Genomic DNA, 25,672 nt, shown 5'->3' with positions numbered 1-25,672 from the left:
ACCAAACGCATGCTCAATACCGTGAAGCTGCAGAACCTTAACAAAGGCCTCTTCCGTCGTCATTTTCATCTGTGTGTTCTCCGCGCAAAGCTAAGTGGAGCCGGGTCATCAGCCCAGCGTTTGATATGGTTTAGGCGCAAGGGACCGGGCGGCGTTAGGGCCAGAATTTGCGGCGGAATAAGTCCAGAGGCGCGTCAGCTACCACGAATGGCGTCGGCGATCAGCTTCACACCCGGTGCGATGCGGTCCCGTCGGATCGAAGAATAGCCGAGGCGGTAGAAATTCTGCGGGCGATCCGGTCCCGAGAAGAATGGACCGCCGGGCTCGATATGAACGCTCTGGTCCTGCAAGGTGTGCGCCAGCCGGGTTGTGTCGATAGTTTCGGGGGCCGACATCCACAGCGAGGACCCGCCGAGAATGCCGCGCCCGGCCACGGTCAGCCCGTGTTCTTCGACGGCGTTGTCCAGAGTTTCGCGCCGTCGTGCCAGAACCTTGGACATGCGCCTGATCTGCGCATCGTAATGGCCCAGCGACAGGAAATAGGCCGCCGTGCGCTGGATATGCCCAGGCGGGTGACGCAGCACCAACGACCTCAGCGCGCGCGCCTCGCGGATAAACGGCTCGGACCCGACCATGTAGCCAAGCCGCAATCCCGGGAACAATGATTTCGAAAAGCTGCCCACGTAGATCACTCGCCCATCCCGGTCCATCGACTTCAACGCCGGGGAGGGCGCGCCCAGAAAGGCCAATTCGAATTCATAGTCATCCTCGACCACCATCGCGTCCAGTTCTCGCGCGCGCTCCAGCAATCTGTGTCGACGGCTGACAGGCATGGTCGAGGTCGTCGGGCTTTGATGGCTGGGTGTTGAAAAGATGACGTCGGTTTCCTCGGGCAGCGCGTCCGGCGGCAGCCCGTCGCGATCAACCGGTAGTGGGGTCACGTCGCAATCCCAGTGCTCCAACAGGCTGCGCAGGGCGTAATAGCAGGGGTCTTCGATCACGGCTGTCCGGTTGTGAGTCAGCAAGATGCGCGAGGCCAGCCACAGCGCGTTCTGCGCACCCATGGTGATTAGAATCTCTTCGGGGCGGGCGGCGATACCGCGGCGGGGCAGAGTGTGGCGGGCGATGAACTCGACCAGCAGCGGATCATCCTGATCGACGTAATCTGCGGTCAGGGAATCGAAATCCTTGTGGCCCAGCGCCCGCACGGCGCAGAGGCGCCAGTTGGCGTGGTCGAACAGGGTCCGGTCTGCCTGCCCGTAGATGAACGGATAACGATAGTTGCGCCAGTCGGCCGGTTTCGACAGCACATCGCCCCCTGAGAACCGCCGGGCCAGCGCCCCATCCCAATCCACAGTTTCAGTGCCCCGCTGGACGGGAGTGTATTTCGGCGGTACCGGCGCGTTTTGCGAAACGTAATACCCCGACCGGCCTTTGGCTGTCAGGTAGTCATTGGCCAGCAACTCGGTATAGGCCAGCGTCACCGTGATCCGGCTGACGCCCAGATGGGCTGCCAGTTTGCGGGACGAGGGCAGCTTTTCCCCGACATGGAACCTGCCGGATAGGATGCCCTCGGCAATCATCTGCTGGATCTGCGCCTGCAGCGTGCCTTGCCCGTTCAGCTCTAGAAAGAAGGTTTCGACCGATATTGCCATAGGGTCTTATAGATTGGACTTATGGGGTGAGCAATCTGGACTTACTTAATTCTCGAGAATTCGTGATGCAGGTGGTTGACCCAGTGGTTGGATTTGACTAAATAACTAGAAATCTAGTTTAATGGAGTAAACGAGATGTGGGAAACCGCTGCAGCCGGGTTTTCAGCCATGGGGTCCGAGGCTCGGTTGAAAGTTCTGAGGACTTTGGTCCGGGCCGGGCAGGCCGGTCTGACGGTTGGCGAAATACAGGAGCGGACGGGGATCGCCCCATCGACCCTGGCGCATCATCTGAGGTTTCTGGCTGCCGGTGGTGTGGTCGAGCAAGAGAAAGTCGGGCGCAGCACGATCAACCGGGCCCGTTTTGACGAGTTGAGAAACCTGGCGCAGTTCATTCTTGCCGAGTGCTGCGCGGACGAAGTGGGAAAGGCCGCGAACGATGGCTGAGTTGACACAAAACCCGAAGTTTTCGGCCAAGGCCGCTCTGGATCTGATCAAAACGCCTTGGGCCTTGATCGTAGCAATCCTTGCCGCCGTGGCCGTTCTGGACCCGGGCAACTGGAGTGACGTCGTAACTTTTGCGGGTAAGGCGCTGGCGCATACTGGTCAGTACATCCTGTTCGCTGTCTTGTTGCTGTCCTATCTCAAGGCAACCGGGGCCGAAGTCATGGTTGCCCGCGCTTTCGAAGGGCGTGAGACGCGGATGATTTTCCTTGCCGCAGTGTTCGGCGGGTTGGCCCCGTTCTGTTCCTGCGAGGTTATTCCGTTCATCGCAGGGCTGTTGGCGCTTGGCGCGCCGCTGTCTGCTGTGATGGCCTTTTGGCTCAGCTCTCCGTTGATTGATCCACCGACCTTGCTGATTACTGCGGGCGCATTGGGGTGGCCGTTTGCCATTGGTAAAGCAGTTGCTGCTGTTGCGTTGGGTTTGTTCGGGGGCTTCGTCGTGCGTGGACTGACGCGTTCGGGGGCATTCGCCCAACCTCTGCGTGAATACAAACCAGCTGGGTGCTGCGGGTGTGGTCCGAAGCAGGATGACAAACCAGTCTGGCGGTTCTGGCACGAGCCCGAACGTCGTCAGCGGTTCCGGTCCGAGTTTGTTCATAATGGCCTGTTCCTACTGAAATGGCTGGCGCTGGCCTACGTACTCGAGGCACTGCTGGTCAGCTATGTTCCGGCCGATCTGATTGCACGCGTGGTCGGTGGTGAAGGTATCGTCCCAATCGTGATCGCTGCGCTGGTCGGGATGCCTGCCTATCTGAATTCATACGTAGCGCCGCCGCTGTTGGCGGGGCTGACGGAACAGGGGATGAGCGCGGGGGCGGCGATGTCGTTCATGATCGCGGGTGCGGTCAGTTCGATCCCGGCGATGGCGGCGGTCTGGTCGCTGGTCAATCCCCGGGTTTTTGCAACTTATCTAGGGTTGGGTGTCATAGGCGCTATCATCGCGGGGATCATCTTTCAGATGATCTGAAGTAAAACCCGCCCGGTGATCACACCGGGCGGGTTTGCTTATTGGTTAGCCTCGCAGAGGCTCGGCAGTTTGAATCGGTACCGTGCCTCTCCACTTTCGACGTAGACGCGTTTTTCCACACAGGCTGTGGTGCCGACAGTGCGGGCGACATGCTCTTTGGGTTCATTGATGGAACTGGCCGACCCATCCGGCAAACGGACTGAGGCGATGACGCCGTTTTTGAGGTCGCCGTTGATCGGCGTTGCCGACAGGACCGCAACGGTGATGAACGAGTCATGCTCGTGCGTGCCATCGTCATTGAGTACCAGCAATGCGGTCGCCACCATGATGGTGCCAACGATTGCGACCACCAGCAAACCCCAGGTTTTCAGGAAAGCATAGATCGATACGGCACGGTGCGGGCCGAAGAATTTGGACAGGGTGGACAGCATGGTTTTCTGCAAAAAAAGACCCCGGCCTGTTCTGCCGGGGCCATCTGAGCGTTAGGGGCGCAGATCGTCTTCGTCTTCATCCTCGGCCCCGCCCTTAGGCAGGTTGAAGAAGCTGTCGGCGTCGATGATCGGTTCTTCCTCGGCCTCTTCTGCCGGGTCGTCAGACAGCGAGAAGGTTTCCAGACCTTCAATGGCGGTCGGGATCTTGGGTGCGGCGTCCATTTCGAGCGACTGCTCGGTGGAAACCAGCTTGCGGCGCTCGTCGTCAGACATCACGCCACCTTCTGCGGCCTTCTTGGCAGCGGCCTTCTGAACGATCGCGTCCAGTTCCGACTGTTTGCAAAGGCCCAGCGCAACCGGGTCGATTGGCTGCATGTTGGAGATGTTCCAATGGGTGCGTTCGCGGATCGACTGAATGGTCGGTTTGGTGGTGCCCACCAGCTTGGCGATCTGACCGTCGCTGAGTTCGGGGTGGAACTTGACCAGCCATAGAATCGAATTCGGACGGTCTTGACGCTTGGACAGCGGCGTATAGCGCGGACCACGGCGCTTTTCTTCGCCTGACGCAGCCGGGTTGAACTTGAGCTTCAGCTTGTGAAGCGGGTTGTTCTGCGCGGTATCGATCTCGTCTTGCGTCAGCTGGTTGTTGGCGATGGGGTCAAAGCCTTTCACGCCTGCCGCGACGTCGCCGTCTGCGATGCCCTGCACCTCAAGTTCGTGCATGCCTACGAAATCCGCGATCTGCTTGAAGCTGATCGTGGTGTTGTCCACCAGCCATACGGCTGTTGCCTTGGCCATAAGCGGTTTTGCCATCAGCCCGTCTCCTATAAATACATCTATCCCGTCGCCGGAATTCGGCGGCCCCTTGGTCTTAGGGCAGGTTTCCGTTGTCGGGGAACTTGGGGCTTATATAGTCGCGCAAAGGCAAGAAGGGAAGAGGCGAATGCGCTGGGTAATTTTGTGGGTGTTCAGCGCTGTGGCGGCGCTGGCCGATGGCGAAAAGGCGGGAGAGTTCGACTATTATGTTCTGTCTCTGAGCTGGTCGCCCAACTGGTGCGCGCGGGAAGGTGATGCGCGTGGCTCGGACCAATGCGATACACGGCATGACCACGGTTGGATCCTGCACGGGTTGTGGCCGCAATACCATCAGGGTTGGCCGTCTTATTGCCGCACATCCGAGGCGCCACCTTCGCGGGCGATGACCCGCGAAATGACCGATATTCAGGGCAGTTCCGGCCTGGCATGGCATCAATGGAAAAAGCACGGGACCTGCTCGGGCCTCAGCGCGACCGACTACTATGCTCTGTCCCGTCAAGCTTATGACCGCGTCGAGCGGCCACACGTGTTCCGCAAGCTGGACGCCTCAGTCAAACTGCCCGCCTCGGTGGTGGAAGAAGCCTTTTTGAAAGCCAATCCCGGACTTGACCGCGACATGATCACCGTCACCTGCAAGCAGGGCTACATTGAAGAGGTGCGCCTGTGCCTGTCCCGCGACCTTGAACCGGTGCCTTGCGGTCGGGACGTGATCCGCGACTGCACGGCCAAGGACGCGCTGTTCGATCCGATTCGCTAGAGCTTTTTGTTCTGGCAATCCCGCGCATAGTCCAGCGCCTTGGCGGTGCCGTTGAGATCGATCGCCATCACCACTTCGCCTGCCGGGTTGTAGACGGTCATCGTCTTGTTCTGAGCGATGGCTTTAACGAAACTCCGATCGGTGAAGAACACCGTCGCACCGGGCACGTCGCGCTGATTGAAGCCGATGGCGGTGGCGTCAAAGCTCTTGCCGTCCAGATCGAACCGGATGGGATAGCTTTTGCCCTGTTCGATTTCGCCCCAAGCCTTGTTGTAAACGGCGAAATACCCGCGATTGTCCAGCGCGTCATAGCCGATGCGAACCACCGAGAGGTCCTGATAGATCGTCTGGATCAGACACCCATTGCCCAGCGCGGGGTCCATCATAATGTTCCAGCCTTCGACAAAGCCTTTGTCGATGAGTTCCTGCGACAGGGCAGAGGTTGCGGTGAAAGCGGCAAAGGTGAGGGTGAGAAGGCGGGTCATTGATTGCATCCTGATAGCTTTGATTGGGCAGAAAGCCCTAGAAATCCTGTTTGGGCAAGGAACGGACTAGTTTTTGACAGCTTTTTTGCACCACGCAACTCACAGTTTTTTCCTCAACAGCAAGGCTCATTGTTGTCTATTTGCCTTACTTGCAGCTATGCGGAAACGACCCTTCAGAGTTCTCGTTGAGTATACCAACAACAGTATCAGCATAGCAGATGAGTGTCTTGTCACCGGGACCCTCTCGAGAAAACAATATGAACTCTGTTGTTCCGCCGATCTTTTTTTCAAAAACCAGCCTAAATTGCGTGACATTTGGTGGGGAGTTACGGACTTTTTGCCAGATAGGCGTGAGAGGCCCTTCAACAAGTTGATCCACGTCTTTCCATTCGTCCAAGATAATAACGGCTACGTCCGCATGAGCAAACTGATCAGGCCTCGAGTTAGGATCAATACTCGGGCTTTTCCGTGAAACTATTTTGTAGAATGCATCTCGCTGGTCTTTTTGCCAATCAGAGACAACAATTAGTTTCAATTTGCCTCCGTCATCGGCACTTGCCGTCCCGGTTACGCACTGAATTGCAATAGACAGTGTAGCAATTGCCCCGAAAACTGCCTTCATAAGCGCTCCAATATCTGTGTCTGCAGCATAAACTAAACATACCAAAAAAGACTAAATTTCCTTCCGCGCCCTCAACGCCGCCGTAATCGTCCCGTCATCCAGATAATCCAGCTCTCCGCCAATCGGCACGCCCTGCGCCAGTGAGGTCAGGCGCACCTGCCCCTCCAGTTGATCGGCAATGTAATGGGCGGTGGTCTGGCCATCGACGGTTGCGTTCAGCGCCAAAATGACTTCGCTGATCTCCTCGGCCAAGACCCGATCCTTGAGGCGCGGAATGCGCAATTCGTCCGGGCCGACTCCGTCCAGCGCCGAGAGTGTGCCGCCCAAAACGTGATAACGGCCTTTGAACACTCCGGCGCGCTCCATGGCCCACAGGTCGGCCACGTCCTCGACCACGCACAGCTCTCCGGTCGCGCGCGCCTCGTTGTCGCAGATATCGCAGATATCAGTGGTGCCGACATTGCCACAGTTCAGGCACTCGCGGGCAGTGATGGCCACTTGCTGCATCGCGTCCGAGAGCGGCGTCAGCAACAGGGCGCGTTTGCGGATCAGGTGAAGTACGGCGCGGCGGGCCGATCGGGGACCGAGGCCCGGCAGCTTGGCCATCAGGTCAATCAGGTTGTCGATTTCGCTGTTCGAACTCACCGCGGGTGCTCCTGCAAAAGGGCCGGGCAGGGGCGCCCGGCCGGTTTTCCGTCAGGAGTGTCTATCAGAACGGCAGCTTGATGTCTGCCGGTAGGCCCATGCTTTCTGTAAGCTTTGCCATCTCGGCCTGAGAGCATTCCGTTGCTTTGGTCTGCGCATCCTTGATGGCGGCCAGGATCAGGTCCTCGACCACTTCCTTGTCGTCGCCGTTGAAGATCGACGGGTCGATGTCCAGACCTTTGAGTTCACCTTTGGCAGTGGCGGTTGCCTTGACCAGGCCAGCACCGGACTCACCGACGACCATAAGGTTGTTCAGCTCTTCCTGCATTTCGGACATCTTGGCTTGCAGGTCCTGTGCGGATTTCATCATTTTGGCCATGTCGCCGAGACCGCCTAAACCTTTGAGCATCGTTCTTTCTCCTGTGTATCGGTTTGCCGCCTAAATACGGATGCCATCCGCGTGGCACAAGGGGCGAGGGTGCTCCCGCCCGTCGTCAAGGTCTTTGACAAGACCTTTCCTCCGGTTGGGCCCGGCAGAATTTCGGGGAGGGCTTGCTTTAGTCCTCCTCGAACGGATCCCATTCGTCTTCGACCTCTGGCAGAGCTTCGGTTTCGACCTTGGCGGCGCGTTCTTCGGGTGTCTCAATCCGTTTAATGCGCGCTTTCGGGAATTGCATCAGCACGGCCTGCACCAGAGGATGCTGTTCGGCCTCGGCCTTCAGCGCCAGATCGGCGGCATCCCGGACCTCGGCAATGGTTGCGGCATCCCCGTCGGCGACAATCGAAACGGCCCAGCGGTTTCCGGTCCACCGCTGCAGCGCTGTTCCCAACCTTTGGGCCAGGTCTGTGGGTGCGTTGTCCGTAGGCGTGAATTCGATCCGACCGGGCGAATAGGACACAAGGCGCACGCCGTTTTCAACCTCGACCAGCAGTTTCACATCCCGGTTCGTCCGGATCAGTTCGACGACATGGTCAAAGCTGGGATACCGTGCAAGCGCCGCTTGGGTGTCCTGGGCCAGCGCGGCAGTTGGCGCTCCGGCAGATCCGCGTGCCGTCGGGGTATACGCAGGAGCAGCAGGTTGAGCAGGGGCATGTGATGGCACTACGGTGCCGCCATCGGGGCCTCCGTTCGGCGGGGGCGGCGGTGCATCCTGCAACCGCTTGATCAGTTCTTCTGGGCTCGGCAGGTCGGCCACGTGGGTCAGGCGAATGACAGCCATCTCGGCAGCCATCATCGCGTTCGGAGCCGCCGAGACTTCTTCGAGCGCTTTCAGCAGCATTTGCCACATCCGGGTCAGTACCCGCATAGGCAGGGCCTCAGCCATCTGCTGACCACGGGCGCGTTCATCCGGTGATACGGTTGGGTCCTCGGCTGCGTCCGGGGTAATCTTGACCACTGATACCCAGTGGGTGATCTCGGCCAGATCGCGCAGCACCGCCAGCGGATCCGCGCCTTCGGCGTATTGCGCGCTCAGTTCGGTCAGGGCGCTCGCGGCATCTCCGCGCAGGATCATGTCCATCAGGTCCAGCACCCGCCCGCGGTCGGCCAGTCCCAACATCGCACGCACTTGATCGGCGCTGGTTTCCCCGGCCCCGTGTGAGATCGCCTGATCCAACAGCGAGGTTGCATCCCGTGCCGACCCTTCGGCCGCACGTGTGATCAAAGCCAACGCGTCATCCGCGATCTGGGCTTTCTCGGCCGTTGCAATCTTGCTGAGCAGGCCGATCATGTCTTCTGGCTCGATCCGGCGCAGGTCGAAGCGCTGGCAACGGGACAGCACCGTCACCGGCACTTTGCGGATCTCGGTTGTGGCGAAGATGAACTTCACATGTTCGGGTGGTTCTTCAAGCGTCTTGAGCAGCGCGTTGAACGCGCTGGTCGACAGCATGTGGACCTCGTCGATGATGTAAATCTTATAGCGCGCGCTGGCGGCGCGGTAACGAACGCTGTCGATGATCTCGCGGATGTCGTTGACGCCTGTGCGGCTGGCGGCGTCCATTTCCATCACGTCGACATGGCGGCCTTCCATGATGGCCACGCAGTGTTCACACTGGCCGCAGGGTTCCGTGGTCGGCTTGCCCTGGCCATCGGGGCCGATGCAGTTCATGCCCTTGGCGATGATCCGCGCCGTGGTGGTCTTACCCGTGCCGCGAATGCCGGTCATGATGAAGGCCTGTGCGATCCGGTCGGCCTCGAACGCGTTTTTCAGCGTTCGGACCATCGCATCCTGACCGACGAGATCGGCAAAGGTTTCGGGGCGGTATTTGCGGGCAAGAACCTGATAGGCGGGGCTTGGCGTGTCGTTCATGTCTGCTCTGTCGGATTCGGTTCAAGAATGCAGCGTAGAGACCCCCGCCGCCCGCGTCCACCGCCGCTGTAGGCGAAATTCGGTTTGCAGGACAGTTTGCGCATCGTAGAAACGATTGCAGGAGGGCCATCTTTTGAGACTCTTTGCGATTCACGCCGTGCAGGTGGGAAATGGCACGGTTGCCCTTTCACCAGTCCCGGGGCGCGGCGGCAACTACCTGCAGGATCTTCGTAGCATCCGAGACTGGCAGCCGGATCTGGTGGTTTCCATGACCACTGAGATTGAAATGCTACAGGAAGGCGCCGCCGGACTCGGCGACGATCTTCGCGCCGCCTCTATTGGGTGGGCGCATCTGCCGGTTACGGATTTCGGCGCGCCACCGCCAGAAGTTCAGGCCGCATGGGCCGAGGTCAGCGCGGCGGCGGCACAAGTCCTGTCCCGTGGAGGGCGGGTGTTGGTGCATTGCCGGGGCGGTTGCGGCCGGTCCGGCATGGTTGCCTTGCGCCTTATGGTCGAACAGGGCGAGCAGCCCGAGGCAGCGCTGAAACGTCTACGCGCCGTGCGGCCCTGCGCCGTTGAAACCGACGGCCAGTTGCAATGGGCGGCGCAGGCGGCCAGCGCCCGAAAGGGCAGCTAGCTTAGAGCGCCGCGTGCTGCTCCTGTTGCGCAACCGGACTTGCGGCCAGCATCAATACCTCGAGCATCGCGCAGGGCGGGTTGGCCATAACATCGGCGGGCAGAGAGCTGAACACATCTGCGAACATCATGTCGGCATACCTATCAAGTGAATCGGTGGAGACATCGGGTTCCGTGCCGCAAAAGACCCGAATCTGATCAGGCCGCGCGCGAAATCGGGCGGTGCAACCTTCAAGGCAATGGGCCAGTTCACTGCTGCCTTCGACCTGAAAATCGGGGGTTGTTGCAGGTGCGGCGGTCTCTATCGCCTGAGTAATGACACGCGCGACCCGTGCCAATGCTGGGCAGGTCTTGCCGGTTCGCTGGCATACGGTGGCCGAGTATTCGTGGGTCTTGGTCTTCCAGATCATTGTGCGCCCTCCGCGCGTAGGACGGGGCGTAGATCAGGTGTGACAGCATGCTGACGACCTGCCCGGACACCCCGCCCGAGTTTCGGTTTTGGTTCGATGGCAGGTCTCCTGACTTGCGGGTCATCGCGTTGCCGACCTTCCCAGCCTTTCGGCCAGTGGTGTTTCGGCATTGCTCACCGCTTACAGTTGCGGGGGCAGTCGCGGCCTTGGTTCGTTCCGGTATAACCGGGGCAGAACCGCACCGTGTTCCCTTTTCATCCCGCCCCGGATTGGGGTCGAGAACCATCACGGCATCGCTAGCGGGTGCGGGCGGTCCGAGTCAAGCGGGCAATTTGCACGGCCAGGTCGACGCGTGGTCATGTACGACCACTGTTGACTTGTGACGGAAAACGCTGCGGATTGAAGAAAGTGAACCAATCGGTTCAAAATCCGGAGGCCGCACCATGCTGGACACTGCACAAACCGTTTCGATCGAGGACTTTCAGTTTCAGTCCGGCGCGGGCACCTTGTCGGCACGCCTTTATCTGCCAGCGTCCGCGCCCCAGGTGGCCGTAGTCATTCACGGTGCTACCGGTGTACCGAGAGATTATTACCAGCATTTTGCACGCTGGCTGGCTGCCGAGCGGGGGATGGCCTGTCTGACTTACGACTACAGCGATTTCGGCCATTCTCTGAACGGGTCGTTGAAAGAATCACGGGTCAAGATGGCCGATTGGGCCTTGGTCGACATGCCTGCGGCCCGCGCTGAAATGCGGCGCAGGTTCCCCGATGCGCAGCAGTGGAGCATCGGACATTCGGTCGGCGGGATGCTGGGGCCGATTCAGCCCGACGTCGATCAGATCGACCGCATGATCTGCGTCTGTTCCGGCCCTGTAACGGTATCGGATCACCCCTGGCCGTATCGGGCGCTGGCTTTGCTGTTCTGGTATGGTCACGCACCCTTGGCGGTGAAAGCCCTGGGGTATCTTCCTGGCAAGGCGCTGGGGGTCGGGGCGGACCTGCCGGCATCGGTATATTGGCAATGGCGGCGGTGGTGCACCGCGCCACGCAACTACCTGCCCGAAATCGGGATATCCTTGCCTGATGCGCGCTGGGCGCAGTCAGGGACGCCCGTGGACCTGTTTACCTTCGAGGATGATGATGTGGTACCGCCCAATGCGGTGTGGCGATTGGCTGATCTGTACGGTCCAGATGCGCGCCGTCACCTGTTGTCACCCGGTGAATTTGGCTTGTTGGAAGTTGGGCACATCGGCGCTTTTGCGCGCCGCAACGCAGCCCTTTGGCCACGGCTGATCGCATGACTTCGCCGGTTCTGGCGCTTTACGTTCGCTACGGGCAAGAAGTGAGAGGTTGGACATCGACCCAAGCGGGGCTCGTTGTGGCTGCTTCCTTCCGGACCTGACCAGGTTGGCGAGGCGCTCGCCCGCGCCAACCTCTCAACGCACGATATAGGCAACAGGCGCGGAAATGACAACCCGTCAGAGCGTTAAACGGATCAGCAAAAAGCCGTCATCGTCTTCTCCGATCAGCTGCGGAGTGTATTCTTCAAGCTCGGCAATATGATCGCGGGCCTTCGGACCGGTTCTGAGCAGGGTTGTCGCGCCGGGAAATGGAGCAAACCGAAAGGCGCGCGGCGCTTTTTCCAGCGGGTCCCGTGGCAGGGCACCCGACATGTAGTCTCGCAGTATGTGCTGAACGGGTTGTGCAGGCAGCGGGATCGGCTCGGCCTGGTCGACAAAGGGGAAATGGCCGCCCCCGTTGGCTCGGTAGTTGTTCAGCGCAACGACAAAGCGCTGGTCGGGTGCCACGGGACGGCCCTCGAATCGGATGTCGTGAACACGGCGATGTGCGGGATCGCTCAGATGACCTGCGGCGTCAAAGCGTGGAGGTTGCGAGAGGTCGATCTGATAGCTCAACCCTTGCAGAACGTCGAAATTATGCCCGGCCCGGCTGGGATCGACCAGATCGGTTTCGAACCCCGGTTTGATCTGGTTGAACACGCCTGCCGACATTTCCAGCCAATCACCGATCTGCGCGCCATTAACGACAACGGCCTGCAATTCATTGGGAAAAACATACAGGTCGTTGATATGGCGCAGGAATACCTGTCCCAGTGGCACATCCGTATAAAATCGCGGCCCGGCACGTCCTCCGAATTTTGAGGGCGCCATCGCGGACAGAACGGGCAGCTCCGCAACGGGCGATCCCTGCAGATACGGGTGAAGGGCCGCCGCCTGCGCCGCTGCGGCCAAAGCAAGCCCCTTATCCGCAACGCAAAAGCTGAAATAGCTGTGCAGATGCTGATCGGTGCGGCCCACCGGTTGCGCCGTATGACGGCGCGTTTCCAAATGACCTTTGGTGAAAAGCCGCAGTATTTCAGGGTCTTCCGCAACCGGCTGGGCCACTCCGCCAGACCGGGTCGGGGAAACCGCGCGCAATTCAGTGCTGTGGTCTTTAATCGTCCACGTACCGTCGTCCGCCTTGCGCAGGTTCAGGTCAATCACCCCCAGATTCGATCCAGCCGACCCCGGCATGACCACGGGTTTCCCGTGAACCCACCCCCGGGCTGCATCGACATGGTTCAACCCCTCATGCGCCGGGCCAGGCAGTGTCAGGTGGGAATGTCCGGCAATCAGGGCATCGATGCCGTCGATGGCGGACATCGGGATGATTGCGTTTTCCAAATTGGGTTCCGCGAAAGGCGATCCCAACCCCGTATGCGCCAGCGCAAGGATCAGATCACAGCCCTCTGCCTGCAGGTCCCGCACCTTGTTGCGGGCGCAGGTCAGGATATCGTCAATGGTAACCCGGTCCTGCAACCGGTGCGACTCCCATTTGGCGGTCTGTGGCGGAAGCACCGAAAACACTCCGATTTTCAGCGTAGCCTGCTGGTCATGGCACGGGACCGTGCGCGTCAGGATTGCATGGCTGTGCCAGAGAGGATCGGCGTTCCTTCTTTGCACATTGCTGCACACCACCGCGCAGGGAGCGTCGGCCAGAACTCGATCCAGAACCTGCAGTCCAAAGCCGAAATCATGGTTGCCCAGCCCGATGGCGTCATAGTCCAGATCACCAAAGGCCTGCATCAGAATATGTGGTGCATTGGCCGGTTCCGCAGCCCATTCACCGATTGGTGTGCCTTGCAGCGAATCTCCGTTGTCGAACAGCAGAACCATCGCGCCTGCCGCCATCGCTTCGTTCCGCGCTGCCCTGATCAGACTGGCGGTGCGCGTAAACCCAATTGTGGGTTCCGGGGTGTCGGAGTAGTAGTCGAAGCCGCTCAGATTCATATGCAGATCGGAGGTCGCCAATATCCGTATCTTCAAGACAGGGCGCGGCAGATGAATAGGGTGTGACAAATTTCTACTTTTGGCAGTTATATGTTAAGCATTTTCCCCAAAAAGTATATTAGGCGCAACATTTAAGGTGTGACTGCGATCATTTGACGATCTCAGGTTTCCGGCTGTTTGGAATTGCCATTGCAACGCTGCTGCAGCCGTGGCAGCCCTGTGCCGACGACCCAAAGGAACACTCATGAAACATGCGGAACTTGTGACGTTTGGCGGCTCGGGCCTGGATCGTGCAGCGCATATCCGGGGGGATTCGGATCAGCTTGCGCAGATGCGGGCACATCCACTGGCCTTATGCCTGCTGCTATGGCGCGGCAAGCCGCTGGTCCAGGGCGAAGCGCTGGATCAGCTGGGCCTGATACCCATGACTCATGATCTGGTGGCAAACGGGCCGGGCGGTAGCGTTGAGGAACCAATATTTCTGGGCCTCTCGAACGGAGATCCGGTTTTTGGACTCGATATCTCGAACTGGTCCCCCGAGGGGCTGGACATGTCGCAGTTGGGAGCATTTGTTGATCGGACAGAGCAGCAACATCCCGACCTGCCCCGAGGCCATGTCTTTGCCGAACTGCGCCGGATCATGACGCGCCTGTCCGCCCGGGACGCGGAACTGGCCGCAGCGGCCAAGGCGGTGATCGGATGGCACGAGACCCACCGGTTCTGTGCGCGCTGCAGTGCCGCCAGCGAAGTATCACAAGCCGGGTGGCAGCGCAGTTGTCCGTCCTGCGGCGGGCAACATTTCCCGCGCACCGACCCGGTAGTCATCATGTTGATCACGCACGGAGATTCGGTGCTGATTGGGCGATCTCCGGGCTGGCCTGAGGGTATGTATTCACTGCTGGCGGGTTTCGTTGAACCCGGAGAAACGCTCGAGGCTGCGGTTCGGCGCGAAGTGATGGAAGAGGCAGGCGTGCCCGTCGGTGCGGTCAGTTATCTGTCCAGCCAGCCCTGGCCGTTTCCGGCCTCATTGATGTTTGGCTGCGCGGGTGAGGCGCTGTCGCGCGAGATCACCATTGATCCGGTGGAAATCGAGGATGCGATGTGGGTCAGCAAGCCCGAGATGATGCAGGCCTTTGCAGGAGAGCATCCGAAGCTGCTGCCAGCCCGCAAGGGCGCCATTGCGCATTTCCTGTTGCAAAACTGGCTTGCGGATACTCTGGACTGACAGATACTAGGCTGGAAGCAAAGAGAACCACGAACCGTCATGCAGTTTACAGCGCGCGAAGACATCGAAGCCCCGATCAATGCTGTGTTCGAAATGGTCGCCGATTTTGAGCGGTTCGAGCGTATGGCCATGCGTCGCGGAATCGAAGTGCGGCGCCTGTCGGGCCATATGGGGGTGGTGCCGGGTACGCAGTGGGAAACCGAGTTCAAGCTGCGCGGCAAGCCCCGCCAAATCGCGATTGAGATGGCCGAATGCGACCCACCGTCCCTATTGCGGTTCGACGCGGTGAGCAAGGGCATGAACGGGGTGACGATCATCGAATTCCTGGCCCTGTCGCAGCGCCGCACCCGTCTGAGTGTCGACATGTCGCTTGCGGCCAGATCCCTGCCTGCGCGGCTGTTGCTGCAATCGTTGCGGTTGGGACAAGCGCGGTTCCGGCGGCAGTTTCAGTTACGGCTCAGCGAGTTCGCTCGTGAGATGGAAGAGCGCCATCTGCACGGTGCCTAATAGGGGGCGGCAATGGACAATCTGATTATCCGAGAGGTTGGACTGGAGGATGTCGCGGGCATCTCGGAGGTGTTGCAGGAAATTACGGCTGCCGGAAAACGCACCAGACCAAGCGATCCGGGTTATGTGGAGGCGCTCTATGTTACGCATCCGGATCAGCTAACGTGTATCGTTGCCATGCGTGAAACCCGGATTCTGGGGTTCCAGTCCCTGAAACGGGCGGTTGTAGACAATCCTTATGGGGCGCCGGTCGGCTGGGGCGTTATTGGAACCCATATTCGACCCTTGGCAGCGCGTTGCGGCGTAGGGCGGGCGATGTTTCAGGCGACAGTGTCGGTTGCGAAAGCGCAGGGCCTTCCCGCCATCGACGCAACGATTGATGCCAACAATGCCGAAGGTCTAGCTTACTACGCAGCCATGGGGTTTGTCGAATACAAGTCTCAAGAGGGAGCGGTAAGCAAAGCTTACACCTTTGCGTGAGTCAGCGGGCCCTACCCGCGAGGATGCGCTGCGGGGTAGACGCCCAGCACTTCCACATTGGTGGTGAAATGCTCAAGCTCTTCCATAGCCAGTTGCACGTTGCGGTCATCTGGGTGACCGACGATATCGGCATAGAATTGGGTCGCGGTGAATGATCCATCGACCATATAGCTTTCCAGCTTGGTCATGTTGATACCGTTGGTGGCAAAGCCGCCCATCGCTTTGTACAGGGCCGCCGGAATGTTGCGCACTTGAAAGACGAAACTGGTGATCATGCCATGTGGGCCGCGCCGGGACAAATTCGCCTGTCGGGACATGACCAGAAACCGGGTCGTGTTGTTGTCGTGGTCCTCGATGTGGCGGGCCAGAACGTTCAACCCATAGATTTCACCGGCCAGTTCACTGGCCAATGCAGCGGAGTGCAGATCGCCTTGTTCCGAGACCTCTCGCGCGGCGCGGGCGTTGTCGGGGCTGACCCGACCGCGGATGTTGTGTTCCTTCAGAAACCCGGCGCATTGCGGCAGCAGGACCAGATGGGAATGCGCCTCGGTGATGTCGGTTAGCGTTGCACCGGGCACCGCCAGAAGGTTGATGTGCACACGCACGAAAGCCTCATCTATGATATGCAGCCCACTGTGCGGCAACAGGCGGTGAATATCGGCCACCCGGCCATAGGTCGTGTTTTCGACCGGCAGCATCGCCAGATCCGCCTCGCCCGAGCGCACCGATTCGATCACATCTTCGAATGTGCGGCAGGGCAGGGCATCCATATCGGGGCGCGCATTGCGGCACGCCTCGTGGCTATAGGCACCTGGTTCTCCCTGAAATGCGATACGATTGCTCATTTGGACGATTCCGTGCAACAAGTTGGTGAATTGGGCGTTTAGTCGCGGTGTCTATACCTTGCCTCTTGCAAGGGGAAGCCTTAGACACCCCGCAGACAGCTGAAATGGACACGCGATCAATGTTCGACACGATGACAGTTACCAAGGCCGCCGCAGGCCTGTTTGGCACCTTCCTGGTGCTGCTTCTGGCAAAATGGGGCGCCGAGGCGCTGTACCATGCCGATGGGCACGGCGAGACGGCCTCTTATATCATCGAAACCGAAAGCGCGGGTGAAAGCGCCGACGGCGAAGAGGTGGTTTTCGAAGACATGCTGGCCGCCGCCGATCCGGACAAGGGCGCCAAAGTCTTCCGCAAATGCACCGCCTGCCACAAGCTTGAAGACGGTGTAAATGGCACCGGCCCCTACCTGTATGGCATTGTGGACCGTCCGGTGGCATCGGCCAATGGTTTCACAGGCTATTCGCCCTCGATGCAGGCCCATGGCGGCAACTGGACTCCCGAAGCCCTTGACGCGTTCCTGACCCGTCCCAGCGCCTATATCTCGGGTACATCCATGAGCTTTGCCGGCCTGAAAAAGCCGCAGGACCGCGCCGATCTGATTGCTTACCTGCAGACCATCGGCAACTGATCTTTTGATCGACCGTACCGAGTTTCAAAGCCGCTGCCCCGCGCAGCGGCTTTATTTTTGCCTAACGACATCTTCACAAAGCGTTCACGCATTCTAAACTTGAACCTGACAGTGCTGGTCAATTAGCTGGCGCGCGCAAGATATAAACTGACCGGATAATCAGGAGAGGCAGCCATGGCGAAAAAAAGTGTTTCGGGTTCTGGGTTCCAGATCGACCGCAGAACCACGTTGCAGATGCTGGGCGGCGGCCTCCTGACGTCGACGCTTGCGCCAGTGCCGGGGTTCGCAGCAGGTGCGGCGGAACCTGAGATCGTCCGCGCGCATGGGTATTCTTTCTTTGGCGACCTCAAATACCCGCCGGACTTCAAGCATTTCGAATACGTGAACCCGAACGCTCCGATCGGAGGTGAGATTTCGGTTGCTTCGCGGGGAACCTTCGATGGCATGAACCGCTTCAACTGGCAGGGCAAAGCGGGTCTCTACTCCGGATTGATCGCGGAAAGTATGTTTGGTGACAGCCCGTTTGGATCGGCCTCGCCTGCAGACTCAATTACGGAAACCTATGGTCTGCTGGCGGAAGCTGTCGAATACCCCAGCACCAAGGAATGGTGCATCTTCTACATGCGGCCCGAGGCTCGTTTTGCTGATGGCACACCGCTGACAGCGCATGATGCAGCGTTCACACATGATCTGTTCCTCGAGCAGGGCATCCGCAGCTATGCGCGGGCCGTCAAGCAGCGCATCGAAGGGTACGAGATCATTGATGATCACACGATCAAATACAATTTCGTTGACGGTATCTCGCGTAGGTCTCTTATCTCGCAGGTCGGCGGAACGCCCGTATTCTCGAAAGCCTGGTACGAAAAAACCGGCGAGCGCTTGGATAAGCAAAGCCTTGTGACACCGATGGGAAGCGGGCCTTATGTGCTCGATGATTATGAGATAAACCGCTACATCGTTTATCGCCGCAACCCCGACTATTGGGGTTGGCACCTGCCGATCAACGTTGGTCGGCACAACTTTGAAACCGTGCGGGTCGAGTATTTTGCAGATGATGCCGCCGAGTTCGAAGCGTTCAAAGCTGGCATCTACACATTCCGCGCAGAAGGCAGCACCAAGAAATGGGCCACCGGGTACGATTTCCCGGCGGTGCAGAACGGTTATGTAAAGCGTGAGAGCATTCCCGTTATGACGCCTCCTTCGCCATCGGGTTTCATCTTCAACATGCAACGTGCGCCGTTTGACAACATCAAGGTCCGTGAGGCGCTTGGGTTGGCATTCAACTTTGAATGGACGTCCGAATCCCTTCAGTTTGGGCTGACTGAACAGCGCCATTCATTCGCCGAAAACTCGGAAGTCGCGGCCGATGGTTTGCCCGATGAGATGGAAACAGCTTTCTTGCGGTCTTTGGGTGATATCGTTCCCGAAGAGCTTTTCACGCAAGAGGCGGTGCTTGCCCATACTTCGAATGCGGATCGCACGGTGGACCGTCGAAACAAGCGAAAAGCCCTGAAGCTGTTCGAAGAGGCCGGTTGGTCGGTTTCGAGTAACGGCAAACTGCAGGACGCGGACGGTAATCCGCTTAAGATCACCATCATGCTCAACGCCTCTTCGTCAGACACGGCCGAGGCCATTGTGACGACTTACGCTGCAAGTCTGGAAAGCTTTGGCGTAGCGGTAACGGTCGAAAAAACCGACAGTGCACAGTGGATTCAGCGATACTACGACAAAGATTTCGATATGATCTTTTTCCGAAACCAGCCGTTTCTGGAAGCGGGCACCGGGTTAAAGCAAGCCTATGGGTCTGAAACCGCAGTTGTTTCGTCCTATAATCCTCAATCCCTGCAGGAACCGCTTGTAGACGCCATCATAGATGCGTCCCTAGACACGAAATCCCGCGAGGAAGAGATCGCTGCGCTGAAATCTCTGGACCGCGTTTTGCGGTACCTCCGAATTCAAGTCCCAACCGGATATGTCTCGGATACGTGGGTCGCTTACTACGACATGTTCGAACATCCCGAAGTCCTGCCACCGCTGGCAGTCGGGCAGTTTGACTTCTGGTGGTTTAACGAAGAGAAGTACCAGAAACTAAAAGCTGCTGGCGCGGTGAGGTAACCGAATTGGGCGCGTATATTCTTCGCCGGCTTTTGCTGGTCATACCGACGCTACTTGGAATTATGATTGTGAACTTCACCCTGGTGCAATTTGTGCCGGGCGGCCCGATTGAGCAGATATTGGCTCAGATGCAGGGCGAAGGTGACGTGTTCGCAGGCTTTGCCGGAGGCGAAGGCGCGCCGGCCGAGGAGACTTTTGGTTCGGACAGCGAATACATCGGCGCCCGTGGTTTGCCGAAGGAATTCATCGAAGAGTTGGAAAAGGAATTTGGCTTCGACAAACCCCCGGTCGAGCGGTTTCTCACAATGATGGGCAACTATATGACGCTGGATTTTGGGCAGAGCTATTTCCGCTCGATCAGCGTGATAGATCTGGTGCTGGAAAAGATGCCGGTGTCGATATCGCTGGGGCTGTGGTCGACGCTGATCGCTTATTTGGTGTCGATTCCGCTGGGTATCCGCAAGGCAGTCAAGGACGGGTCACGCTTTGACACCTGGACCAGTGGCACCATCATCGTGGCTTATGCGATCCCCGGCTTCCTGTTTGCCATTCTGCTGCTGGTGCTGTTCGCCGGTGGCTCTTACTGGCAAGTTTTCCCGCTGCGGGGGCTGACCTCGGACAATTGGGACAACCTCAGTCTGTTTGGCAAAATTGCCGACTATTTCTGGCACATCACCCTGCCGGTGATTGCCCTGACAATCTCTGCTTTTGCGACGCTGACCCTTCTGACCAAGAACTCGTTTCTGGATGAGATCAAGAAACAATACGTCATGACCGCCCGGGCAAAGGGCCTGAGCGAGGGCAAAGTGCTGTACGGCCATGTTTTCCGCAACGCCATGCTGATCGTGATTGCGGGCTTTCCGGCGGTGTTTATCGGTGTGTTCTTCAGCGGCTCGATCATCATCGAGACCATCTTCTCGCTGGACGGTCTGGGCCGCCTGGGCTTTGAAGCCGCCGTTGCGCGGGATTATCCGGTGATATTCGGAACGCTGTTCATTTTTGGCCTGATGAGCCTTGTCGTCGGTATCATCAGCGACCTGATGTATGTGCTGGTCGACCCGCGCATCGATTTCGAAAAGCGGGAGGGGTAAATGGCACTGTCCCCCCTCAACCAGCGCCGCTGGCGCAATTTCCGGCGCAATGGTCGGGCGTTCTGGTCGCTGATCATCTTTTCGGTGCTGTTCGGCTTGTCGCTGTTTGCCGAGTTCATCGCCAATGACAAACCAATCCTGGTCAAATACCGGGGTGAGTTCTACACGCCGATCTTCAACTTCTACCCCGAGACCGAATTCGGCGGTGATTTCCAGACGGAAGCGATCTATCGCGACCCAGAGGTACAATGCCTGATCGACAGCGGCGGATTGGAAACGTGTTTCGATGACCCGGAAGGGATCATCGATGATATCAAGGCAGGCACATTCCAGGCGGATGGGTTCGAACGTGGCTGGGCCATCTGGCCTCTGATCCCCTATTCCTACAGCACCAGCGTAGATCGCCCCGGTGCTGCGCCTCTGCCACCCAACGGGCAGAATCTGCTGGGCACGGATGACACCAAGCGGGACGTGCTGGCGCGGGTGATCTACGGCTTCCGCCTGTCCATTTTGTTCACCCTCGTCGTCACGGGTGTGGCCAGTATGATTGGCATCTTCGCGGGCGCCATTCAGGGGTTCTTTGGCGGTTGGCTGGATCTGGTGTTCCAGCGGATCATCGAAATCTGGTCGGCCACGCCATCGCTTTACGTGATCATCATCATGTTCGCCATTCTGGGGCGCAGTTTCTGGCTGTTGGTGGCGCTTATGATCCTGTTTGGCTGGACCGGGCTGGTGGGCGTCGTGCGGGCCGAATTCCTGCGGGCGCGAAATCTGGAATACGTGCGCGCCGCGCGGGCGCTGGGCGTGAGCAACAAGACGATCATGTTCCGGCACATGCTGCCCAACGCGATGGTGGCCACACTGACCTTCATGCCGTTCATCGTGACGGGTACTATCGGCGGCCTGGCCTCGCTGGATTTCCTGGGCTTCGGCCTGCCATCTTCGGCCCCGTCGCTGGGGGAACTGACGCTGCAGGCGAAACAGAATCTGCAGGCGCCATGGCTGGCCTTCACCGCGTTCTTCACCTTTGCCATCATGCTGTCGCTGCTGGTCTTCATTTTCGAAGGCGTCCGCGATGCGTTTGATCCCAGAAAGACCTTCTCATGAGCCTGCTGGAAGTGAACAACCTCAAAGTCTCGTTCCGGCAGGACGGACAGATCAGCGCTGCGGTCAAGGATGTATCCTTCACCGTTGATCGGGGGGAGACAGTGGCTCTGGTGGGCGAGTCCGGTTCGGGCAAATCCGTTACGGCCTTGTCCACGGTGTCGTTGCTAGGCGACAGTGCCATTGTCGAGGGTTCCGTTACGTATGACGGTGACGAGATGATCGGTGCCTCGCCAGACAAGCTGATGGACGTGCGCGGCAACGACATCAGCTTTATCTTTCAGGAACCGATGACTTCGCTCAACCCGCTGCACACGATCCAGAAGCAGATGGCTGAGTCACTGGCTCTGCACCAGGGGCTGACCGGCGACGCAGCGCGCGAGCGCATTGTCGAACTGCTGACCAAGGTTGGCATTCGCGATCCGCGCGAGCGGCTGGACAGCTATCCGCATCAGTTGTCGGGTGGGCAGCGACAACGGGTCATGATTGCCATGGCGCTGGCCAACAAGCCTGACATTCTGATCGCGGATGAACCGACAACCGCGCTGGATGTGACTATTCAGGCGCAGATCCTCGAACTGCTGGCCGAGCTCCAGAAATCCGAGAATATGGGGATGCTGTTCATCACCCATGACCTTGGTATCGTGCGGCGCATAGCTGACCGGGTCTGCGTGATGAAGGATGGGGAAATCGTCGAAACCGGCGAAACCGCCGAAATATTTGACCATCCGCAACACCCCTATACACGCAAGCTGCTGGGGGCCGAGCCCTCGGGCCATCCCGACCCGGTCGCGCCAGCGGCAGAAGAGGTTGCCCGGACGGACCACCTGAAGGTCTGGTTCCCGATCCAGCGCGGATTTCTGAAGCGCACGGTCGGGCATGTGAAGGCCGTCAACGATGCGACGCTGAGCGTTCGTGCAGGAGAAACGCTCGGGATTGTCGGTGAGAGCGGCTCGGGCAAGACAACGCTTGCGTTGGCGATCATGCGGTTGATTGCGTCCGAGGGCGGCATCACTTTCCGCGATCAGAATGTACGCCGCTGGTCCACGCGTCAGTTGCGGCGGTTGCGCAAGGACATGCAGATCGTGTTTCAGGATCCGTTCGGCAGCCTCAGCCCGCGGATGACCTGCCAGCAGATCATTGCCGAAGGGTTGGCGATCCACAAGGTCGACCCCCACCGCGCTCCGCTTGAGCTGGTCGCTGAGGTGATGACCGAGGTGGGCTTGGACCCGGCTGCTATGGACCGTTATCCGCATGAATTCTCGGGCGGGCAGCGTCAGCGCATCGCCATCGCGCGGGCCATGGTGCTGCGGCCCAAACTGCTGGTTCTGGACGAACCGACCAGCGCGCTGGATATGACGGTTCAAGTGCAGATCGTTGATCTGCTGCGCAACCTTCAGCGGAAATACGGTCTGGCCTATCTGTTCATCAGCCATGACCTGAAGGTCGTACGCGCCATGTCACACAAGGTAATCGTCATGCGAAACGGGGATGTGGTCGAAATGGGCACAGCCGAGGATTTGTTCGAAAATGCTCAGACCGACTATACCCGCGAACTGATCGCAGCAGCGGGGTAGGGCGGGTAGTGACCCGCCCGGCCAGAGATCAAAGTCCCAGTTCTTTTTTGATTTTGTTGAATTTGCTCTTTTGGGTGTCGCCTTTGACCTGTTTTTCGTACTTGTGCTGGTACCAATCTGATTTTTCAGGAAGGTAACGTTCCCAAATGGTTCCGTCTGGCGCTGTCACGAACTCCCAGCACTCATTGTACAATTCTGACTTTGTTTGACCGTTCTCGGGCCAATACCAAGTCGTCTCGTTGCACAGTTTTCCTTTGTTGGTGACGTACCATTTACCAATACCTATGGAATCTCCATTCTTGCCAACGCCGTGCATGACACCGTTGGGAGCCCAATAAAACTTGCTGCCACGGCTCCAGTTTGACGTTTTGCCGGAATACAATTGTGCAATTTGTTGTGGATCAGTTGCCGATGCACCCTTGGGTTTCCCTTTCGCAAGGCTCTCACCGGCAAGCAGTACCAAGGATACTACGGCAGCTGTGCTCAGGACGGATTTTGCATACCCCATAACAAAGACTCCTTTCTAACTCGTTCTAAAAAAATGGGACGTGGTCCCGGAGGCCCTCTGACCGGCGTGCCGATCAGAGGAATTCTGGAAATGTCAGTGTGCGTTTGCCGTTTCGCGTGATGCCGATTTTGGCACCGGCCCGCGCAGTTCTTCGTAGTGATCGAAGCTCAGCTTGACCCAGCCGGTGCCGCGTGTGGCGCTGGCGAGGGTGCGGTGCAGCTCATCCTCGGCCACGGCGGGAAGCTGGGCATTGAAAATCTCCCAGCCCGAGGCGTTGGGGTTGCCTTCAAAGCCCAGCACCTGCCCCTGCAGCGAACTTATGGTCGGAACCAGATCGCCGACGAAATCCGAGGGTAGGTGAATTTCAGCCGTCAGAATCGGTTGCAGGACCACCGGTTTGGCTTGCGGCAGGGCCTCGCGTACGGCGTTCTTGCCAGCTGTGCGGAAGGCATAATCCGAGCTGTCCACATTGTGGTGCTTGCCGTCGCTGAGCGTGACTTTCACATCAACCACCGGGAAGCCCTCGGGGCCTTGTGCCAGCGCGTCCTTGGCGCCGTGCTCGACAGAAGGGATATAATTCTTGGGCACCGCGCCGCCCTTGACGATCTCCTCGAACTGGAATCCCGCGCCCCGCGGCATCGGCGCGACCGAGATCACCACATCGGCAAACTGCCCCGCGCCACCGGATTGCTTGCGGTGACGGTGGCGATGTTCGATGGGCGCGCGGATGGTTTCGCGATAGGCTGTTTCAACCTGCTCGGTCGCGATCTCGATGCCGAAATCCTCGGCCAGCTTAGCGGTGACGCGCCGCATGTGCTGCGGACCCTGCGAGCCCAGTACTGCATGGCCGCTTAGTTCATCCTGATCCAGATGCAGGCCCGGGTCGATCTCGACCAGACGGGTCAGTGCGTTCGACAGGCGTACGTCGTCGCGTTCATGCGCGGGGGACACGATTTGACGGAAAGCGATGGGATGGGATGACGCCCATTCCGGCAGCGGCGTCGCCTCGGAACTGTCATAGAGGTTGCCGGGGTTCAGGTGGTCGGACTTAACCGCCAGCCCGATCTGGCCGGCGGGCAGATCGGATATCTGGGTTTTGGCGTCCAGCGTGGTCAGGTTCCCCACGGTCTCACCGCCCAGATTCTCATGCGCTTTGACACCATCGCCCAGCCCGCGCAACACGACGATCTTGCCGATGTGCTTTTTCACATCCGCAAACCCGGCAATGGCGCGGGCATTCTCGGCTGCTTCGTCACGGTCGGCAGCGATATCGAATTCAGGGGCTTCATGCCGCAGCGCCTTCATCAGGCGAGTCAGGCCGTTACCATGGCTGGCCGCGCCCAGACAGGCCGGGATCAGTTGATGGTTTTGCAGCACCTGCGCGGCCAGATCATAAACCTCATCGCTGGGGGGCTGCTTGTCTTCGATCAGTTGCTCCAGAAGGCGGTCATCGAAATCCGACAGGGTCTCCAGCAACTCGGTGCGGGCCTCCTGCTCGCGGTCTTCGACCGATTGCGGCAGTTCGATCAGGGCCGAGGGTTGCCCTTCTTGGTACTTCCAAGCCCGTTCCGAAATCAGGTCAACCGCGCCGATGATCGTGTCACCTTCGCGTATCGGCACCTGTCGCAGGGCGATGTGCTGGATGCAATAGGTCTGAAGCGCCGCGATGATGTCGCGGATGCGTCCATTCGGACTATCCATGCGGTTGATGAACAGGAAACAGGGGATACCTGCCTCTTCAACCAGCCGCAGGTAGGGGGCGCACAGGACGGCGGCGTTCGGGTCGGGCGGTACAACCACCACGGCAGCGTCCGAGATTGCCATGGCCGGGCCGACATAGGCCAGATTGTCGCCGCCGCCATCCACGTCGATGGCGCACCAGGGCTCGTCCAAGTAAGAAAAACCGTGCAAATGCACGGTTCCGGATACGTCGAATGTGGTGGGCCGGTCGTCGAGGCGGCTTATAGCCTCGACCAGAGTGGTTTTGCCCGATTGGCTGGGGCCGAGGACGGTGAAAACGCGCATAGGTGCTGTCCCTCTTTCAAATTGCAGATCGCCTGCACGAAA

At 59.0% G+C, this 25,672-nt stretch carries 26 protein-coding genes, 1 other RNA gene and 1 riboswitch; of the genes, 13 read left to right on the top strand and 14 right to left on the bottom strand.

All coding sequences use genetic code 11. The features are described from left to right. Positions 1–194 precede the first annotated feature (194 nt). Positions 195–1,655 carry a MocR-like pyridoxine biosynthesis transcription factor PdxR gene (pdxR, locus tag AC2FEE_RS20100; protein WP_496867099.1) on the bottom strand — a complete coding sequence of 487 codons (1,461 nt, stop codon included), beginning with the start codon at positions 1,653–1,655 and terminating at the stop codon, positions 195–197. Between the two features lie 135 nt (positions 1,656–1,790). Here pdxR and AC2FEE_RS20095 point away from each other — a divergent pair, with 135 nt between their 5' ends. Together AC2FEE_RS20095 and AC2FEE_RS20090 are read left to right on the top strand one after the other, a co-directional pair. Beyond that, positions 1,791–2,099, top strand: coding sequence for an ArsR/SmtB family transcription factor (locus tag AC2FEE_RS20095; protein WP_496867098.1), 309 nt, complete (start codon positions 1,791–1,793; stop codon positions 2,097–2,099). Continuing rightward, the gene (locus AC2FEE_RS20090) at positions 2,092–3,123 is read left to right on the top strand and encodes a permease (protein WP_496867097.1); all 1,032 of its coding nucleotides are present in this window, start codon (positions 2,092–2,094) and stop codon (positions 3,121–3,123) included. The genes AC2FEE_RS20095 and AC2FEE_RS20090 overlap by 8 nt, the downstream gene beginning before the upstream one ends. 38 nt (positions 3,124–3,161) lie before the next feature. Here AC2FEE_RS20090 and AC2FEE_RS20085 read toward each other — a convergent pair whose 3' ends face one another. Both AC2FEE_RS20085 and AC2FEE_RS20080 read right to left on the bottom strand, forming a co-directional pair. Continuing rightward, positions 3,162–3,554: a hypothetical protein gene (locus AC2FEE_RS20085; RefSeq protein ID WP_496867096.1), complete on the bottom strand. Its 393-nt coding sequence runs from the start codon at positions 3,552–3,554 to the stop codon at positions 3,162–3,164. Positions 3,555–3,605: 51 nt separating this feature from the next. Beyond that, positions 3,606–4,367, bottom strand: a complete 762-nt coding sequence (locus AC2FEE_RS20080) for a DUF1013 domain-containing protein (RefSeq protein ID WP_480595484.1) — start codon at positions 4,365–4,367, stop codon at positions 3,606–3,608. A 130-nt stretch (positions 4,368–4,497) separates the two neighbouring features. Here AC2FEE_RS20080 and AC2FEE_RS20075 point away from each other — a divergent pair, with 130 nt between their 5' ends. Continuing rightward, positions 4,498–5,127, top strand: a complete 630-nt coding sequence (locus AC2FEE_RS20075) for a ribonuclease T2 family protein (RefSeq protein WP_496867095.1) — start codon at positions 4,498–4,500, stop codon at positions 5,125–5,127. Here AC2FEE_RS20075 and AC2FEE_RS20070 read toward each other — a convergent pair. From AC2FEE_RS20070 to AC2FEE_RS20050, 5 genes are all read right to left on the bottom strand, one after another. Continuing rightward, the gene (locus tag AC2FEE_RS20070; protein ID WP_496867094.1) at positions 5,124–5,612 is read right to left on the bottom strand and encodes a hypothetical protein; all 489 of its coding nucleotides are present in this window, start codon (positions 5,610–5,612) and stop codon (positions 5,124–5,126) included. The two genes, AC2FEE_RS20075 and AC2FEE_RS20070, sit on opposite strands and share 4 nt — an antisense overlap. A 145-nt stretch (positions 5,613–5,757) precedes the next feature. After that, a complete protein-coding gene (locus AC2FEE_RS20065; RefSeq protein WP_496867093.1) occupies positions 5,758–6,234 on the bottom strand; it encodes a hypothetical protein in 477 nt (158 codons plus the stop codon). A 51-nt stretch (positions 6,235–6,285) separates the two neighbouring features. Then, a complete protein-coding gene (gene recR / locus AC2FEE_RS20060) occupies positions 6,286–6,879 on the bottom strand; it encodes a recombination mediator RecR (RefSeq protein ID WP_496867092.1) in 594 nt (197 codons plus the stop codon). Between the two features lie 64 nt (positions 6,880–6,943). After that, positions 6,944–7,288: a YbaB/EbfC family nucleoid-associated protein gene (locus AC2FEE_RS20055; RefSeq protein WP_496867091.1), complete on the bottom strand. Its 345-nt coding sequence runs from the start codon at positions 7,286–7,288 to the stop codon at positions 6,944–6,946. 148 nt (positions 7,289–7,436) lie between these two features. After that, positions 7,437–9,188: a DNA polymerase III subunit gamma/tau gene (locus tag AC2FEE_RS20050; RefSeq protein WP_496867090.1), complete on the bottom strand. Its 1,752-nt coding sequence runs from the start codon at positions 9,186–9,188 to the stop codon at positions 7,437–7,439. 133 nt (positions 9,189–9,321) lie between these two features. Here AC2FEE_RS20050 and AC2FEE_RS20045 point away from each other — a divergent pair, with 133 nt between their 5' ends. Beyond that, on the top strand, positions 9,322–9,825 hold the full coding sequence (locus AC2FEE_RS20045) for a protein-tyrosine phosphatase family protein (protein ID WP_496867089.1): 504 nt from the start codon (positions 9,322–9,324) through the stop codon (positions 9,823–9,825). Between the two features lies 1 nt (position 9,826). Here AC2FEE_RS20045 and AC2FEE_RS20040 read toward each other — a convergent pair whose 3' ends face one another. Beyond that, positions 9,827–10,234 carry a hypothetical protein gene (locus AC2FEE_RS20040; protein WP_496867088.1) on the bottom strand — a complete coding sequence of 136 codons (408 nt, stop codon included), beginning with the start codon at positions 10,232–10,234 and terminating at the stop codon, positions 9,827–9,829. 81 nt (positions 10,235–10,315) lie between these two features. Continuing rightward, positions 10,316–10,536: riboswitch (cobalamin riboswitch) on the bottom strand. Positions 10,537–10,677: 141 nt separating this feature from the next. Here AC2FEE_RS20040 and AC2FEE_RS20035 point away from each other — a divergent pair. After that, entirely contained in the window at positions 10,678–11,535 is an 858-nt protein-coding gene (locus AC2FEE_RS20035; RefSeq protein WP_496867087.1) for an alpha/beta hydrolase family protein, read from the top strand. Positions 11,536–11,574: 39 nt separating this feature from the next. On the opposite strand, the gene ffs is transcribed toward AC2FEE_RS20035, so the two are convergent. Together ffs and AC2FEE_RS20025 are read right to left on the bottom strand one after the other, a co-directional pair. Further along, positions 11,575–11,673: signal recognition particle sRNA small type (ffs, locus tag AC2FEE_RS20030), an RNA gene on the bottom strand. A 39-nt stretch (positions 11,674–11,712) separates the two neighbouring features. Continuing rightward, complete coding sequence (locus tag AC2FEE_RS20025; RefSeq protein WP_496867086.1) at positions 11,713–13,560, bottom strand: bifunctional 2',3'-cyclic-nucleotide 2'-phosphodiesterase/3'-nucleotidase; 1,848 nt, start codon at positions 13,558–13,560, stop codon at positions 11,713–11,715. 208 nt (positions 13,561–13,768) lie between these two features. On the opposite strand from AC2FEE_RS20025, the gene nudC reads away from it, so the two are divergent. The 3 genes from nudC to AC2FEE_RS20010 are packed head-to-tail and all read left to right on the top strand — an operon-like array spanning position 13,769 to position 15,736. Continuing rightward, complete coding sequence (gene nudC / locus AC2FEE_RS20020; RefSeq protein WP_496867085.1) at positions 13,769–14,749, top strand: NAD(+) diphosphatase; 981 nt, start codon at positions 13,769–13,771, stop codon at positions 14,747–14,749. 39 nt (positions 14,750–14,788) lie between these two features. Continuing rightward, the gene (locus AC2FEE_RS20015; RefSeq protein ID WP_496867084.1) at positions 14,789–15,256 is read left to right on the top strand and encodes an SRPBCC family protein; all 468 of its coding nucleotides are present in this window, start codon (positions 14,789–14,791) and stop codon (positions 15,254–15,256) included. Positions 15,257–15,268: 12 nt separating this feature from the next. Next, entirely contained in the window at positions 15,269–15,736 is a 468-nt protein-coding gene (locus AC2FEE_RS20010; protein ID WP_496867083.1) for a GNAT family N-acetyltransferase, read from the top strand. A gap of 11 nt (positions 15,737–15,747) precedes the next feature. Here AC2FEE_RS20010 and AC2FEE_RS20005 read toward each other — a convergent pair whose 3' ends face one another. Next, the gene (locus AC2FEE_RS20005) at positions 15,748–16,581 is read right to left on the bottom strand and encodes a prephenate dehydratase (protein ID WP_496867082.1); all 834 of its coding nucleotides are present in this window, start codon (positions 16,579–16,581) and stop codon (positions 15,748–15,750) included. Between the two features lie 119 nt (positions 16,582–16,700). Here AC2FEE_RS20005 and AC2FEE_RS20000 point away from each other — a divergent pair, with 119 nt between their 5' ends. The 5 genes from AC2FEE_RS20000 to AC2FEE_RS19980 all read left to right on the top strand — a co-directional run bounded on the left by AC2FEE_RS20000 (position 16,701) and on the right by AC2FEE_RS19980 (position 23,097). After that, entirely contained in the window at positions 16,701–17,210 is a 510-nt protein-coding gene (locus AC2FEE_RS20000) for a c-type cytochrome (RefSeq protein ID WP_496867101.1), read from the top strand. Between the two features lie 174 nt (positions 17,211–17,384). After that, positions 17,385–19,325 carry an extracellular solute-binding protein gene (locus tag AC2FEE_RS19995; RefSeq protein ID WP_496867081.1) on the top strand — a complete coding sequence of 647 codons (1,941 nt, stop codon included), beginning with the start codon at positions 17,385–17,387 and terminating at the stop codon, positions 19,323–19,325. 5 nt (positions 19,326–19,330) lie between these two features. After that, positions 19,331–20,416 carry a microcin C ABC transporter permease YejB gene (locus tag AC2FEE_RS19990; RefSeq protein ID WP_496867080.1) on the top strand — a complete coding sequence of 362 codons (1,086 nt, stop codon included), beginning with the start codon at positions 19,331–19,333 and terminating at the stop codon, positions 20,414–20,416. Next, positions 20,417–21,523 carry an ABC transporter permease gene (locus AC2FEE_RS19985; protein ID WP_496867079.1) on the top strand — a complete coding sequence of 369 codons (1,107 nt, stop codon included), beginning with the start codon at positions 20,417–20,419 and terminating at the stop codon, positions 21,521–21,523. Then, entirely contained in the window at positions 21,520–23,097 is a 1,578-nt protein-coding gene (locus AC2FEE_RS19980) for an ABC transporter ATP-binding protein (protein WP_496867078.1), read from the top strand. Before AC2FEE_RS19985 ends, AC2FEE_RS19980 begins: the two co-directional genes overlap by 4 nt. A 28-nt stretch (positions 23,098–23,125) precedes the next feature. On the opposite strand, the gene AC2FEE_RS19975 is transcribed toward AC2FEE_RS19980, so the two are convergent. After that, positions 23,126–23,605 carry a DUF995 domain-containing protein gene (locus AC2FEE_RS19975; RefSeq protein ID WP_496867077.1) on the bottom strand — a complete coding sequence of 160 codons (480 nt, stop codon included), beginning with the start codon at positions 23,603–23,605 and terminating at the stop codon, positions 23,126–23,128. A 93-nt stretch (positions 23,606–23,698) separates the two neighbouring features. After that, the gene (locus AC2FEE_RS19970; RefSeq protein WP_496867076.1) at positions 23,699–25,630 is read right to left on the bottom strand and encodes an elongation factor G; all 1,932 of its coding nucleotides are present in this window, start codon (positions 25,628–25,630) and stop codon (positions 23,699–23,701) included. Between the last annotated feature and the right edge of the window lie 42 nt (positions 25,631–25,672).

The sequence above is a fragment of the Ruegeria sp. YTSC199 genome, assembly GCF_059609725.1.
This window is presented reverse-complemented; position numbering and strand designations above follow the sequence as displayed.